Here is a 13,397-nt window from a genome sequence, read left to right as displayed (position 1 = left end):
CGGAAGGATGCGACGGTGCTGGTGATCAGGGCGGACTTGGTGGACGCGATGGTCGCGCACGCGCGCGCCGACCATCCCGACGAGGCCTGCGGCATCCTGGCCGGTCCCGAGGGCTCCGATCGCCCGGAGCGGTTCGTGCCGATGATCAACGCCGCCCGCTCGCCCACCTTCTACGAGTTCGATTCCGACGAGCACCTGCGCCTGTGGCGGGAGCTGGACGCGGCCGACGAGGAGCCGGTGGTGATCTACCACTCGCATACCGCGACCGAGGCCTATCCGAGCCGCACCGACGTGTCCTTCGCCTCCGAACCGAATGCCCACTACGTGCTGGTCTCCACCCGGGATCCGCACGAGCACGAGCTGCGCAGCTACCGGATCCTCGACGGCGTCGTCACCGAGGAGCCGGTCGAGATCGTCGCCGCCTACCCCGCCTAGCCGCTCGCCCGGACCAGACGAGCCGTCCACCGAACAGAGGAGTCCCCCCGATGCCGGTCACCGTGTCCATCCCGACCATCATGCGCCCGATCACCAAGGGCGAGAAGCGAGTTCAGGCGCAGGGCGCGACCCTGGCCGCCGTCATCGCCGACCTGGAGGCCAACTACCCCGGGATGGCGGCCAAGCTGCTCGAGGACGGCAAGCTCAAGCGCTACGTCAATATCTACGTCGACGACGAGGACGTGCGTTTCACCGGCGGCCTGGAGACCGAGGTGTCCGAGGGCGGCTCGGTGACCATCCTGCCCGCGGTCGCCGGCGGGGCCCGCTGACCGTGGCCCGCTACGAGTCGCTGATCGCGACCCTCGGCGACACTCCGCTGGTGGGTCTGAAGAACCTGTCCCCGCGCTGGGACGGTGACGAGCACGTGCGCCTGTGGGCCAAGCTCGAGGACCGCAATCCGACCGGTTCCATCAAGGACCGCCCGGCGCTGCGCATGATCGAGGCGGCCGAGGCCGACGGGCGGCTCACGCCCGGCTGCACGATCCTCGAGCCGACCAGCGGCAATACCGGTATCTCGCTGGCCATGGCGGCCAAGCTCAAGGGGTACCGGCTGGTGTGCGTGATGCCGGAGAACACCTCGGTGGAGCGGCGGCAGCTGCTCACCATGTTCGGCGCGGAGATCATCGACTCCCCGGCCGCGGGCGGCTCCAATCAGGCGGTGGCGCTGGCCAAGCAGATCGCGGCCGAGCACCCGGACTGGGTGATGCTCTACCAGTACGGCAATCCGGCCAACGCGCTCGCGCACTACGAGACCACCGGCCCGGAGATCCTGGCCGACCTGCCCGAGATCACGCATTTCGTGGCCGGTCTCGGCACCACCGGCACGCTCATGGGCACCGGGCGCTTCCTGCGCGAGCAGGTGCCGGGCATCGATATCGTGGCCGCCGAGCCCCGCTACGGCGAACTGGTCTACGGCCTGCGCAATCTCGACGAGGGCTTCGTCCCCGAGCTCTACGACGAATCGGTGCTGACCTCCCGCTTCTCGGTCGGCCCCTACGACGCGGTCCGCCGCACCCGCGAATTGGTGCTGGAAGAGGGCATTTTCGCGGGCATCTCGACGGGCGCGATCCTGCACGCCGCGCTCGGGGTGGCGAAGAAGGCCGAGAAGGCCGGGCGGCGTGCCGATATCGCTTTCGTGGTCGCCGACGGCGGCTGGAAATACCTGTCCACCGGCGCCTACGACGGCACGCTGGAGGAGGCGGAGGAGAAGCTCGACGGCCAGCTCTGGGCCTGATCCGGCGGTACGCTCGGGGGCGGGGCTAGGAGGTCTTGCCATGAGCGGTGGCAGCGGCATGGGCGCGTCGTTCGATCCGGAGCGGATCGCGCGGCTGCGCAAGGAATCGGCCGAACCGGCGGCGGGCCGCAAGCTCGTTCCGGCCGCCGCGGCCGGGCCGGGCGCGCTGAAATCGCTGTGGCAGCGCGCCATTGCGCTGACGTTGGGATTCACCGCGTTGCTGTACGGCGTGGAAGCGGTCGACAGCCTGTCCGGCGGCCGCCTCGAACAGAACGGGGTGCGGCCGCGTTCCGGCGATGGCCTGACCGGCATCCTGTTCGCGCCTGTCCTGCACGCCAATTGGGGGCACCTGCTGGCGAACACGCTGCCGGTGCTGGTGCTCGGCCTGCTCACGCTGCTCACCGGGATCGGGCGCGGGCTCGCGGCGACCGCCATCATCTGGGTGATCGCGGGGGCGGGGGTATGGCTGACGGCCATGCCGCACACCGTGTCGGTGGGCGCCTCGGGATTGGTGTTCGGCTGGCTCACATATCTGATCTGCTGGGGCTGGTTCTCGCGAAATGTGGTGCAGATCGCGGTCGGGCTCGGGGTGCTCGCCGTCTACGGCTCGATCCTGTGGGGCGTGCTCCCGAGCAACCCGGAAATCTCTTGGCAAGGACATCTTTTCGGGGCGGTGGGTGGAGTGGTTGCCGGATGGGTACTCTCTGCTCATGAACGTCGTCATCGTCGCGGGGCTGACGCCGGCCGTCTCGCGTCGTAGGGGTGACGCTGGTCGCGGTCGGCGATTTGGGGGATCCCTCCGTTGAGTGAGAATGCAGCGTGGCAGCATGGGGGAATGCGCCTCACCGTCCTCGGGTGCTCGGGCAGCGTGTCCGGCCCGGATTCCCCGGCGTCGGGTTACCTGCTGACCGGCCCGGATATGACACCGACCGTCATCGATTTCGGCCCCGGCGTGCTCGGCGCGCTGCAGCGTCACCTGGATCCGGGCGAGGTCGACATCTTCCTCACCCACCTGCACGCCGACCACTGCCTGGATTTGCCGGGCCTGCTGGTGTGGCGCCGTTACCACCCGAATCCGCCGACCGGTAAGGCCGTCGTCCACGGCCCGGCCGACACCTCGCTGCGGATCGGCAACGCCTCCGCGGAGATCGGCGGCGAGACCGACGACTGGTCCGATGTCATCGATATGCGGCCCTGGCAGGCGGGCGTCCCGGTGCCGTTCGGCACCGGCCACACCGTCGAGGCGCGGCGCATGTTCCACCCGCCGGAGTCCTACGGCCTGCGTATCACCACCGCGGCCGGCCGCACCCTGGTCTACACCGGCGACACCGCGCTGTGCGACGAGGTCTTCGAGTTGGCCAGCGGCGCAGACGTTCTGCTGTCGGAGGCGTCCTGGACCCACGACCCGGCCAACCGCCCGCCGGGCATCCATCTCTCCGGTCACGAGGCGGGCCTGATCGCGGCCCGCGCGGGCGTCGGCGAACTGCTGCTGACCCACATCCCGCCGTGGACCTCCCGCGAGGACGTCATCGCCGAGGCGAAGGCCGTGTTCAGTGGTCCCGTACACGCCGTGTCCCCGGGTGAGGTCTTCGACATCTGATCGTCCCGTTACGCTGTGCGTCGTGTCGAAACGAGCCGATGGCAGGGCGGATGACCAACTCCGCGACGTAAAGATCACTCGGGGTTTCACTTCGCACCCGGCCGGGTCGGTGCTGGTGGAGTTCGGGCAGACGCGGGTGATGTGCACCGCCAGCGTCACCGACGGTGTCCCGCCGTGGCGGCGTGATTCCGGATTGGGCTGGCTGACGGCCGAATACGCCATGCTGCCCGCCGCCACCCACACCCGCTCGGGCCGAGAGTCGGTGAAGGGCAAGGTCGGTGGCCGTACCCAGGAGATCTCCCGGCTGATCGGCCGTTCGCTGCGCGCCTGCATCGACCTGGCCGCGATCGGCGAGAACACCATCGCCCTGGACTGCGACGTGCTGCAGGCCGACGGTGGCACCCGGACCGCCGCCATCACCGGCGCGTACGTGGCGCTCTCGGACGCGATCACCTATCTGGCCGCGGCCGGGAAACTGGCCGACCCGCAACCGATCTCCTGCGCCATCGCCGCGGTGAGCGTGGGCGTGGTGGACGGCCGCGTGCGCCTGGACCTGCCCTACGAGGAGGATTCGCGCGCCGAGGTCGACATGAACGTGGTCGCCACCGACACCGGCACCCTGGTCGAGATCCAGGGCACCGGCGAGGGCGCCACCTTCCCGCGCTCCACCCTGGACAAGCTGCTGGATTCCGCGCTCGCGGGCTGCGAGCAGCTGTTCGTGGTGCAGAAGGAAGCCCTCGCGCTGCCGTACCCGGGCGTGCTGCCCGAGCCCGAGGAATCCAAGAAGCGATGACCCGGGTCCTGGTCGCCAGCCGCAATGCCAAGAAGCTGAACGAGCTGCGCCGCATCCTGGACGAGGCCGGCGTCGCGGGCATCGAGCTCGTCGGCCTGAACGATGTGGAGCCCTACGCCGAGGCCCCCGAGACCGAGCCGACCTTCGAGGGCAATGCCCTGCTCAAGGCCCGCGATGGTTTCGCCGCCACCGGATTGCCCTGTGTCGCGGACGATTCCGGTCTCGAGGTGGATGCGCTCAACGGCATGCCGGGGGTGCTCTCGGCCCGCTGGTCGGGCACCCACGGCCAGGACGAGGCCAACAACACCCTGCTGCTGGCCCAGCTCGGCGACGTCCCCGACGAGCGTCGCGGGGCCCGCTTCGTGTCGGCCTGCGCCCTGGTCGGCGCCGGCGTCGAGGCAGTCGTGCGCGGCGAATGGCCGGGCGTCATCGGCCGGAAGCCGGTGGGCGACGGCGGTTTCGGCTACGACCCGCTGTTCTTCCCGGACGGCGGCGAGCTCTCCTCCGCCCAGCTCACCCCGGCCGAGAAGGACGCCGCCTCGCACCGCGGCCGCGCCCTGCGGCAGCTGCTGCCCGCGCTGGCGGCCCTGGCCGGTCAGTGAGTCACGGCTGACGAGAACTGAATCACGGCAGACGAGAAAGGGGTTCGAGGATCAAGTCCTCGAACCCCTTTCGTCTGTTCGCGTATCCGCTAGAGGCCGAAGGCCGCTTTCACCTCGCGGGTCCGGTTGTGCTCGAACACGAAGGACAGGAACGGGATGGTGCCGGCCAGGCAGGTCAGGAAGGTGGTCAGCGGCTGCCACCGGGCCTTGATGCCCAGGTCGATGGTGAAGACCAGGTACAGCATGTAGAACAGCCCGTGCACCTGGCCGATGTAGAACAGCCAGTGCGGGGCGGTGCTGCTGTCGTCGAGGAGCAGGTACTTGTAGACCATCTCACCGCACAGCACCAGCAGCCAGATGCCGGTGATGTAGGCGAGCACGCGGTAGCGGGTCAGCGCGCCGCGGATCTTCTCGGGCGCGGCCGAACCGAGCGGGCGGGACGCCGGCGCGGTGGTCTCGGTGGCGACGGGGGCGGAATTGTCGCTGGCGCTCAACCGGCGCTCCTCTCGATGTGGTGCAGTCCGGCGTCACGGACCTGGTCGTCCATGTCGCGGGCGTGCAGGTCGGCCAGATACCTGTTGTATTCGGCGAGCTCTGGATCCTCGTCCCGGGCGGCCTGGGGGCGCTCCGGCAGCAGGCCCGCGGGAATCTCGCGCGGTGCGGCCGGTTTCGGGCGGCGGGGGCGGGGCGTGGCCTCGGTTCCGGGCTCGATGGCCGGGGTTTCGTGCTCCCCGGCTTCCTTCTCGAGCCGCACGAAGCGGACATAGGCCCAGATCACGAATCCGGCGAAGAGCGGCCACTGCAGCGCGTAGCCGAGATTCTGATAGGTGCCGCCGCCCGATTCGAATCGGGTCCACTGCCAGTAGCCCAGACCGAGGCACGCCGTGAACGCCACGACCACGAACACGATCAGGGCCGGGCGGCGTTGGGGAGCGGACACGCACTCCACGGTACCTGCCTACTACGGGTGCCGTAGTAGGCAGGTTGTCGATCAGAACTTGAATGTGACCCCGGTCAAACGCTCGGATTCCTCCCACAGCCGGCGCAGCAGTTCCGGATCCCGGGAGATCTTGCTGGACGGCGAGGCCTCGACCGGGCCCTGGCTGCCGAAGAAGCGGGTCGGACCCCAGTAGGTGTTCGGGTCGGCGTCGGTCTCGGTCGCCGCGAACAGCGAGGAGTAGGCCGCGTGGAACGGCGACTGGCCGATGATCCGGATGAACGGCTTGGAGATCTTGTCCAGGGGGGTTTCGGTCCGGGCGAACAGGTCGGTGGCCGAGACGCCGGGGTGCACGGCGTAGGAGCGCTTGGCCGAGCCGGCCGCGGCGAGCCGGTTCTGCAGTTCCCGCGCGAACATCAGGTTGGACAGCTTGGCCTGCGCGTAGGCGAGGTTGCGCTGGTAGCGGCGGTGCTCGTAGTTGAGATCGTCGATCCACAGCTTGGGGGTCTGCTTGTGGGCGATCGAGGCCAGCGTCACCACCCGGTCGCCGATCTTGTCCAGCAGCAGCCCGGTCAAGGCGAAGTGACCGAGATGATTGACGCCCCATTGGGTTTCGAACCCGTCCTGGGTCCGCGAGAACGGAATGTTCATCAGGCCCGCGTTATTGATCAGGACGTCGAACTCGCCGGTGTTCTCGGCGAACCGCCGGACCGAGTCCAGGCTGGCCAGGTCCAGGCCCGCCACCCGCACGTCGCCGTCGATGCGGTCGGCCACCGCCTGGGCCTTGGCGGCATTGCGGCAGGCCATGATCACGGTCGCGCCCTTGCCCGCGAGTACCTTGGTGGTCTGCTCGCCGAGCCCGCCGTTGGCTCCGGTGATGACGACAGTGCGCCCGGTCTGGTCGGGGATATCGCTGGGCTTCCATGCCATGGCTGTTGACCTCGCAGGTTCGGGGTTCGCAGTGCGGGTCCGCACTCGGATGCCCCGACCTTACTGCAGAGTAAGTTCCAGTGGTAGACCGAACGCGCCGATTGTCTCCCGCAATGCCCGGTTTGCCGTGTCGTTGCCGCATCTTCGCTGGTGAGCGCCACATACTGGGCCGATGACCGGTGCCAGCGTCACCGCCGCCAAGCCTGTCCCACCGCCGCCGCTGAGCCGGGGCCGAAGGAACGTCGTCTTCGGCACCGTCGCGCTCGGCATGCTGATGGCCGCGCTGGACTCCACCATCGTCTCCACCGCGCTGCCCACCATCGTGGCGGATCTCGGCGGGGCCGGGCACATGGCCTGGGTGGTCACCTCCTACCTGGTGGCCGAGGCCATCGCCACCGCCCTGTCCGGCAAGTTCGGTGACCTGTTCGGCCGCAAGCTGGTCTTCCAGATCAGCGGTGCCGTCTTCATCATCGGCTCCATGATCGCCGGGCTCGCGCACGGCATGACGCTGCTCATCGTGGCCCGCGCCATCCAGGGCCTGGGCGCGGGCGGGCTCATGGTCACCTCCATGGCGCTCATCGCCGACGTCATCCCGCTGCGCGAACGCGGCAAGTATCAGGGCGCGCTGGGCGCGGTCTTCGGCATCACCACCGTGCTCGGGCCGACGCTGGGTGGCCTGTTCACCGACCACCTGAGCTGGCGGTGGTGCTTCTACGTGAACGTCCCGCTCGCCGTCGTCATGATCGCGGCCGCCGCCCGGACCATCCCCATGACCCGGGCCGTGGTGAAGCCGATCGTGGACTACCTGGGCATCGCGCTGGTCGCCGTCGGCGTCACCTGCCTGATCCTCGGATTGGAGTGGGGCGGACAGGAATACGCGTGGACCTCGCCCACCATCATCGGCTTGTTCCTGGCGGCCGCGGCGTTGCTGGCCACCTTCGTGGCCGCGGAGTTCCGGGCGCGCGAACCCATGCTGCCCATGCACCTGTTCCGCAGCAATGTGTTCACCGTCTGCTCGATCCTGAGCTTCATCGTCGGCTTCGCGCTGCTGGGGGCCATGACCTACCTGCCCGCGTATCTGCAGTACGTGGACGGCGTCTCGGCCACCGCGTCCGGGCTGCGCACGCTGCCGCTGGTGGTCGGGTTGTTCTTCACCTCCATCCTGTCCGGCAATATCGTCGGGAAGACGGGGCACTACAAGGCTTTTCCGATCATCGGGTGCGCGGTGATGGCCGCGGGCCTCTACCTCATGTCGACCATGGGGCCGGGTACCAGCGTCTGGTTGATGTCGCTGTACATGCTGATCCTGGGCCTGGGCGTCGGTCTGGCCATGCAGGTGCTGACCATCGCCGTGCAGAACAGCGTGCCGTACTCGGATCTGGGGACCGCGACCTCCGGGGTCACCTTCTTCCGGACCATCGGCAGCGCGTTCGGCACCACGGTGTTCGGCACGCTGTACTCCAATCAGCTGCGCCCGAATCTGGAAGCGGCGCTGCTCGAGTCGCGGGTGCCGCCGCAGGTCGCGCAGAGTCCGGCGCTGCTGCGGGAACTGCCGCCGCGGCAGGCCGCGCCGATCATCCACGCCTACGCCGATTCGATCGACTTCGTCTTCCGCTGGGTGGTGCCGGTGGCGGTGCTCGGCTTCGTGGTGGCGTGGTTCCTGAAGCAGGTCACGCTGCGCGACAGTGCGCGCGCCGAGGCCACCGACGTGGGGGAGCAGTTCTCGGTGCCGGACTCCGCCGACCGGCTCGTGCAGCTCGAGCGCTGTGTCGCACGGGTGCTGGGCAAGGTGCGCGACAATACCGTGCCGGATCCGGGAATCCTCGCGGCAGCGGGCAGTTCACTGGGCCGGGACGAGGCCTGGGCGCTGGGGCAGGTGCACATGTACAACCGGTTGCGCGGCACCGCCACCCTCGACGACATCGCCCGGACCCATTGGATCCCGGCGGAACTGATCGATCCGGTGTACGTGAAGGCGGAGCGCGAGGGGCTGCTGCGCCGCGCCGGCGGCGAGCTCGTCCTCACCGACAAGGGCGTCCAGGAAGTGGACCGGGTCCGGATCGCGTGGAAACGGTGGCTCGAAAGTCAGCTCACCGATTGGGATTCCACCGATCCGGTGGATCGGGCGCTGCTGGATCAGGCCATCGACAATATCGCCACCAAACTCCTGGACGAGGCCGACCGGCCCGACGTGCTGCCGGTCGGCCACTGAGTTCGATCAGGCGATCACATCGAGTCCGATCAGGCGTTGACCGCCGCGGGTCGCACCGTGGCGTCCCAATCGATCCGGAACCGCTGCTCGCCGCCGAGCATCTTCTCCGGATCCATCCGCTTGAACATGATCGGCATCATCAGCTGCATGGCCATCCGGGCGACCGGCCCGGCCGCCTTGGTCTGGTTCATGCGCGCCACCCGGGCCGCGACGCCCTCCACCCGCGGCCGCCGCAGCGCCTCGTAGGTGGCGAAAGCCAGTGCCGGATCGTCGATGTCGCGCAGGCAGCGGGCCAGCTCGATGCCGCTCTCGATGGCCAGTGATGCCCCCTGTCCGGAGGTGTTGCTGGGCGCGTGGATGGCATCCCCGGTGAGCACCATGCGACCCCGGTGCCAGTGCGGCACCCGCGGCATGACGTGCAGCGCGCCGATCACCTGCAGCTGGGCCGCGGTGGTGGCTTCGGCCAGCCGCTCACCGGGCACGTCCCCGGCATAGGTCTCGCGCAGGGTGCGCAGCCATTGTTCGGTGGGGACGGCGCGCGCCTCGGTGAGCGAGTAGTACTGCTCGGCAGGCAGATTCGCGCCCCACGCGACCCGGCCGTCCGGCATGGCCCAGTACAGGTAGTAGGCCCGCTTGCCGAAGGAGAAGGCCATGGTCTCCGGCTCCAGTTCCAGGGGGACATCGGTGTACGCGCCGAAGCCGAGCATGCGCAGGTAGGTGGGTCCGGGCGCGTTCGGGTCGACCAGGGTGCGCACGGTGGAGCGGATGCCGTCGGCGCCGATGAGCACGTCCGCGGTGGCGCTGCTGCCGTCGGCGAAGACGGCGGTGACGCCGCCGGCGTGCTCCTCCACCTCGACCAGCCGCTTGTCGTATTCGAAGCGCACCCCGGCCGCGACGGCGGTGTCGTGCAGGATCTCGTGCAGGTCGGAGCGGTCGATCACGCGCAGGGGCTCGATGTCGGCCAGTCCGGGCAGCGGAAACCGCTTGTTGTTGACCGACATCATGGGGCGGCTGATGGGTATCGACTTGGCGCGCACCGGATCTCCGGCCCCGACCAGGTCGAGGGCGGCGACGCCATTGGGTGCGAGGGCGAGGTTCGCGCCGATGCCGTAGGCGGGACCCGGATAGGCCTCGAAGACGGTGGCGTCGATTCCGGCCCGGTGCAGGGCGGTGGCGGTGACGGGGCCGGAGATGCCGCCGCCGATGATGATCGCAGAACGCATGGGTGTGGACATGGGTCTCTCCCGAGAAGTGTTCGAAGGCTTGCCGAAAACCCCGAACCGTCCCGCGCGTGGAGAACCCAGTTATCCTGTAGTTGCCAAACTCGGTGCCGGGTTCGCCTGCACGGACGCGGTTCGAGACGGTGTGTTCCCGGGCTTCGGCGGCGGTGTTGCAGCACCCTCGCCGGGGCCCGGTCCGTTATCAGTCGTGCTGATGTCAGTCGTGCTGAGTGTGCGGTGTGGACGCTCCCCCTTCCGCTTCCGCCAGTTCGGCGAGGTCGGGCGGGAGGACGCCGTCGCGATGCCAGGCCCGCCAGCCCTCGGTGTCGGGGAAGCTGCCGTCGGCGAGCGAATCGCGCAGGGCGCGGGCCCACTCGGCCTCCGCGATGAGCATGGCCAGCTCATAATCGTCTTCGACCAGGAAAAGGCGCGGCAATGAGCCTTCCAGAGCGGCCATCTGGGCGCGGATCTCGGCGATGCTGCTCTCCAGCTTGGTGATTCGCCGCGTCAGCAGGTCGATGACCTCGTCGGGCGGCAGCACCGACACGACCGAGAGCCCGGCCATGAACCGGCGCTGCTCGCGTTCGGGTTCGGCGACGAGTTCCCGCGTCCAGTCGACGAGTTCGGCGCGGCCGGCCTCGGTGATGCGGTAGATGGTGCGTTCGGGCCGCGCGCCGTCGCGCTCGCTGCCGATGATCTCGAGGAAGCCGTGCTTGGTGAGGTTGTCGACGACGGTGTAGAGCGATCCCCATTTGATGCTCATATCGCTGTCCTTGCCCCAGGCCCGCAACCGCGCGGCGATCTCGTACCGGTGCATGGGTTGGAGTACGACGGCGGACAGCACCGCCAGGCCCATCAGATTGGCGACCTTGCGCTTGCGGGCCATCCGGCACCTCCTTACTCGTCTACGAATATACGTCTACGAGTATTGAGGTCGCAAGCACTACTCCGCGGCGAAGCGCGCCCGCAGGAGATCGGCGCTGGCCTGGTCGGCGGGCAGGAACGCCTCCAGGTGCAGTTCCGACAGGGTGATGTCGGTGGCCGTCGCGAACGAGGTGAGGGTGGTGATGAGCCGCAGCTCACCGGCCTCGGACCGGAGTCGCAGCGGCACCGCGAAACCCAGGTGCCCGGGCCCGGGATCCACCGGCGGCAGATAGCCCTCGAGCTCGGCGATGAGCGCGTCCAGCGCCGGATCGGGGCTGCGGACCGCCCGATTGCGCAGGCTGTCGGTGATGTGGCGACCCCACTCCGGCAGGTTCACCACCCGCCGGGCCAGGCCGCCCGGATGCAGGGCCAGGCGCAGCACATTGACCGGTGACTTCAGCAGTTCCGGCGCGCTGCCCTCGGTCAGCAGCTCGAAGGCCGGATTCGCCGCCACCAGCACCCCGAAGGGCCGGGTCACCACCGCCGGATACGGCAGGTGCCCCTGCAGGATGGTGTCGAGGGCGTGCCTGACCGCGCCGAGTTCCGGTGCGTCCAAGGAGGATTCGGGAAACACGGGGGCATACCCGGCCGTCAGCAGCAGCGCGTTGCGTTCGCGCAGGGACAACCCGAGCACCTCTGCCAGCCGCACCACCATGGTCCGCCCGGGATGCGAACGGCCCTGCTCCAGGAAGCTCAGATACCGCTGGCTGGTCTCGGCCGCGATGGCCAGATCCAGCTGGCTGAGCCGTCGCCGCGTGCGCCAGCCGCGCAATTCCTGGGCGAAGGGTGTCGTCGTCGCCACGGCCATGGTTGTCATACCTCCACTGTGCGGACCGGGATGCGGGCACGCGATTCCCTCGAGGGAATGACGTGGACGGCCATCCGATCATTCCCTGGAGGGAATCGCACGGATTCGCCCGACCGCACAGACTCGCTTCTCGACAACCGGACTCGATCCCCACGGAGAAGACCATGAACGGCATTGCCTACCAACTGGAATCGCGGCGCGGCCGCGCCGGGCTGACCACCCGGGCACAGGAGATTCCGGTGCCGGGCCCGCGTCAGATCGTGGTGCGGGTGCGCGCCACCGCGCTCAACCGGCGCGACATCATGCTGATGGAGGGCAGCTATGTGCTGCCCGCCCGTCCCGGCGTCGTGCCGCTGGTCGACGGGGTCGGCGACGTGATCGCGCGGGGTGATCAGGTGACCCGCGCCGCGATCGGCGACCGGGTGGCCGGCACCTACTTCGTCTCCTGGGTCGACGGCCCGCAGCGGCAGGCGGAGTCCGCCCAGCAGTACGGGGCGACGCACGACGGGTGGCTCGCCACCTACGTACTGCTGGAGGAGGATTCGGTGGTCCATGTGCCCGCGCACCTCACCGATGCGGAGGCGGCGTCGCTGACCTGCGCGGGGCTGGTCGCCTGGGCCGCGCTGACCAAGCCGGTTCCGGCGGGACCGGGGGAGACCGTGCTGACCACCGGCACCGGGACGGTGGCGCTGGCGGCGGTGCAGCACGCCACCATGCTGGGCGCGCGGGTCATTTCGATCACGTCCTCCACCGAGAAGGCGGAGCGGTTGCGGAAACTGGGCGCCGACGAGGTGATCGATCGGGTCCAGGTGCCGGACTGGGAGCGGGCGGTGCTCGAGCTCACCGGCGGCGAGGGCGTCCAGCACGCGGTGGAGGCCGTCGGCATGCCCACGCTGCCCAAATCCGTTGCCGCCGCGGCGTACAACGCGCAAGTGACCCTGATCGGGGCGTTCGCGCCGGCGCCCGGACAGCCGCAGCCGCCGAGCCTGTTCGGGGGCAAGTTCGTGTCGATTCGCCGCATCGCGGTGGGCAGCCGGGCGGATTTCGAGGCGATGAACGCCGCGCTGGCCGAGCACGAGGTGCGCCCGGTCATCGACCGGGTCTTCCCGTTCGAGCAGGCGGTCGAGGCCTACCGCTACTTCATGGAGGGTGACCCGTTCGGCAAGGTGGTGATCACCATGGAGTGACCGCCGGCAGCGGGAGCTATTTATTGGCAATCAGTTGGAAAAGATATCCACCTGGAACGATTTCCTTATCATGTGGAAGGTTCTGCAAATCCGCAAATCTGTGTAGCGTGCCTGAAGGAGTGGCTTTTCGGATCTACGGCTATCGCTTCGACCGAAGGAGTTCCCGGGTGACGGTGGGCGCGGTGCAGGACAGACCCGAGGTGGCGGACGAAGGGTCCGCCGAAGGCACCCCGGGTCTGAGCGCACCGGGGGCGATGTCGCCGAAGATGCTGGCCGGACTGATCGTATTGTCGCTGGGCATGGTGGTCGCGCTGATCGGCGGCACCCTGCGGGAGGGGTGGAACAGTCGCGGCGGTCCCGAGGCCCCCGCCGGTCCGGCCCCCAGCACCTCGCAGCAGCCGGTCGCCTCCACCTCGCCGGCCCCGGCCCCCGCCTCCGCTCCGCCACCCGGACCC

At 69.1% G+C, this 13,397-nt stretch carries 15 protein-coding genes and 1 pseudogene; 10 read left to right on the top strand and 6 right to left on the bottom strand.

All coding sequences use genetic code 11. The features are described 5' to 3' along the window. Window positions 1-15: 15 nt before the first annotated feature. The 7 genes from ACWELJ_RS16545 (at window position 16) to ACWELJ_RS16515 (ending at window position 4,724) form a co-directional block, all read left to right on the top strand. Window positions 16-435: a Mov34/MPN/PAD-1 family protein gene (locus ACWELJ_RS16545; protein WP_452366993.1), complete on the top strand. Its 420-nt coding sequence runs from the start codon at window positions 16-18 to the stop codon at window positions 433-435. 50 nt (window positions 436-485) lie between these two features. Then, a complete protein-coding gene (locus tag ACWELJ_RS16540) occupies window positions 486-764 on the top strand; it encodes a MoaD/ThiS family protein (protein ID WP_452366992.1) in 279 nt (92 codons plus the stop codon). A gap of 2 nt (window positions 765-766) precedes the next feature. Further along, on the top strand, window positions 767-1,729 hold the full coding sequence (locus ACWELJ_RS16535) for a PLP-dependent cysteine synthase family protein (protein WP_452366991.1): 963 nt from the start codon (window positions 767-769) through the stop codon (window positions 1,727-1,729). Between the two features lie 40 nt (window positions 1,730-1,769). Next, window positions 1,770-2,489, top strand: a complete 720-nt coding sequence (locus ACWELJ_RS16530; RefSeq protein ID WP_452366990.1) for a rhomboid family intramembrane serine protease — start codon at window positions 1,770-1,772, stop codon at window positions 2,487-2,489. A 75-nt stretch (window positions 2,490-2,564) separates the two neighbouring features. Next, window positions 2,565-3,329, top strand: a complete 765-nt coding sequence (locus tag ACWELJ_RS16525) for a cyclic nucleotide-degrading phosphodiesterase (RefSeq protein WP_452366989.1) — start codon at window positions 2,565-2,567, stop codon at window positions 3,327-3,329. A 22-nt stretch (window positions 3,330-3,351) separates the two neighbouring features. Next, window positions 3,352-4,122: a ribonuclease PH gene (rph, locus tag ACWELJ_RS16520; RefSeq protein WP_452366988.1), complete on the top strand. Its 771-nt coding sequence runs from the start codon at window positions 3,352-3,354 to the stop codon at window positions 4,120-4,122. Then, a complete protein-coding gene (locus ACWELJ_RS16515) occupies window positions 4,119-4,724 on the top strand; it encodes a non-canonical purine NTP pyrophosphatase (RefSeq protein WP_452366987.1) in 606 nt (201 codons plus the stop codon). The genes rph and ACWELJ_RS16515 overlap by 4 nt, the downstream gene beginning before the upstream one ends. 89 nt (window positions 4,725-4,813) lie before the next feature. Here the strand turns inward: ACWELJ_RS16515 and ACWELJ_RS16510 are convergent, their stop codons facing one another. Genes ACWELJ_RS16510 through ACWELJ_RS16500 form a run of 3 tightly spaced genes read right to left on the bottom strand, consistent with a single transcriptional unit; the run spans window position 4,814 to window position 6,591 of the window. Next, window positions 4,814-5,218, bottom strand: coding sequence for a DUF3817 domain-containing protein (locus ACWELJ_RS16510; RefSeq protein ID WP_452366986.1), 405 nt, complete (start codon window positions 5,216-5,218; stop codon window positions 4,814-4,816). After that, a complete protein-coding gene (locus ACWELJ_RS16505) occupies window positions 5,215-5,673 on the bottom strand; it encodes a transcriptional regulator (RefSeq protein WP_452366985.1) in 459 nt (152 codons plus the stop codon). Before ACWELJ_RS16505 ends, ACWELJ_RS16510 begins: the two co-directional genes overlap by 4 nt. 42 nt (window positions 5,674-5,715) lie before the next feature. Then, window positions 5,716-6,591 (bottom strand): oxidoreductase, encoded by an 876-nt coding sequence (locus tag ACWELJ_RS16500; RefSeq protein WP_452366984.1) that lies wholly within the window; start codon window positions 6,589-6,591, stop codon window positions 5,716-5,718. 172 nt (window positions 6,592-6,763) lie between these two features. Between ACWELJ_RS16500 and ACWELJ_RS16495 the strand changes: the two genes are divergently transcribed. Beyond that, a complete protein-coding gene (locus ACWELJ_RS16495) occupies window positions 6,764-8,803 on the top strand; it encodes an MDR family MFS transporter (protein WP_452366983.1) in 2,040 nt (679 codons plus the stop codon). 29 nt (window positions 8,804-8,832) lie between these two features. Here ACWELJ_RS16495 and ACWELJ_RS16490 read toward each other — a convergent pair whose 3' ends face one another. The 3 genes from ACWELJ_RS16490 to ACWELJ_RS16480 all read right to left on the bottom strand — a co-directional run bounded on the left by ACWELJ_RS16490 (window position 8,833) and on the right by ACWELJ_RS16480 (window position 11,764). Continuing rightward, window positions 8,833-10,038 carry an FAD-dependent oxidoreductase gene (locus ACWELJ_RS16490; RefSeq protein WP_452366982.1) on the bottom strand — a complete coding sequence of 402 codons (1,206 nt, stop codon included), beginning with the start codon at window positions 10,036-10,038 and terminating at the stop codon, window positions 8,833-8,835. Window positions 10,039-10,240: 202 nt separating this feature from the next. Further along, window positions 10,241-10,909: a PadR family transcriptional regulator gene (locus ACWELJ_RS16485; protein ID WP_452366981.1), complete on the bottom strand. Its 669-nt coding sequence runs from the start codon at window positions 10,907-10,909 to the stop codon at window positions 10,241-10,243. 57 nt (window positions 10,910-10,966) lie between these two features. Continuing rightward, complete coding sequence (locus tag ACWELJ_RS16480; RefSeq protein WP_452366980.1) at window positions 10,967-11,764, bottom strand: helix-turn-helix domain-containing protein; 798 nt, start codon at window positions 11,762-11,764, stop codon at window positions 10,967-10,969. 155 nt (window positions 11,765-11,919) lie between these two features. Here ACWELJ_RS16480 and ACWELJ_RS16475 point away from each other — a divergent pair, with 155 nt between their 5' ends. Beyond that, window positions 11,920-12,942, top strand: coding sequence for a zinc-dependent alcohol dehydrogenase family protein (locus tag ACWELJ_RS16475; protein ID WP_452366979.1), 1,023 nt, complete (start codon window positions 11,920-11,922; stop codon window positions 12,940-12,942). 167 nt (window positions 12,943-13,109) lie between these two features. Continuing rightward, window positions 13,110-13,397: pseudogene (locus ACWELJ_RS16470) on the top strand (hypothetical protein); the annotation flags it as partial.

It is taken from the genome of Nocardia sp. NPDC004582, from assembly GCF_053602115.1.
Note: the sequence above shows the minus strand (reverse complement) of the source record. Positions and strands in the feature narration are given on the sequence as shown.

Coding starts and splice junctions, on each gene's coding strand:
- ACWELJ_RS16540 (WP_452366992.1), top strand. CDS start 486: ATGCCGGTCACCGTGTCCATCCCGACCATCATGCGCCCGATCACCAAG.
- ACWELJ_RS16530 (WP_452366990.1), top strand. CDS start 1,770: ATGAGCGGTGGCAGCGGCATGGGCGCGTCGTTCGATCCGGAGCGGATC.
- ACWELJ_RS16525 (WP_452366989.1), top strand. CDS start 2,565: ATGCGCCTCACCGTCCTCGGGTGCTCGGGCAGCGTGTCCGGCCCGGAT.
- ACWELJ_RS16515 (WP_452366987.1), top strand. CDS start 4,119: ATGACCCGGGTCCTGGTCGCCAGCCGCAATGCCAAGAAGCTGAACGAG.
- ACWELJ_RS16500 (WP_452366984.1), bottom strand. CDS start 6,591: ATGGCATGGAAGCCCAGCGATATCCCCGACCAGACCGGGCGCACTGTC.
- ACWELJ_RS16495 (WP_452366983.1), top strand. CDS start 6,764: ATGACCGGTGCCAGCGTCACCGCCGCCAAGCCTGTCCCACCGCCGCCG.
- ACWELJ_RS16490 (WP_452366982.1), bottom strand. CDS start 10,038: ATGTCCACACCCATGCGTTCTGCGATCATCATCGGCGGCGGCATCTCC.
- ACWELJ_RS16485 (WP_452366981.1), bottom strand. CDS start 10,909: ATGGCCCGCAAGCGCAAGGTCGCCAATCTGATGGGCCTGGCGGTGCTG.
- ACWELJ_RS16480 (WP_452366980.1), bottom strand. CDS start 11,764: ATGACAACCATGGCCGTGGCGACGACGACACCCTTCGCCCAGGAATTG.
- ACWELJ_RS16475 (WP_452366979.1), top strand. CDS start 11,920: ATGAACGGCATTGCCTACCAACTGGAATCGCGGCGCGGCCGCGCCGGG.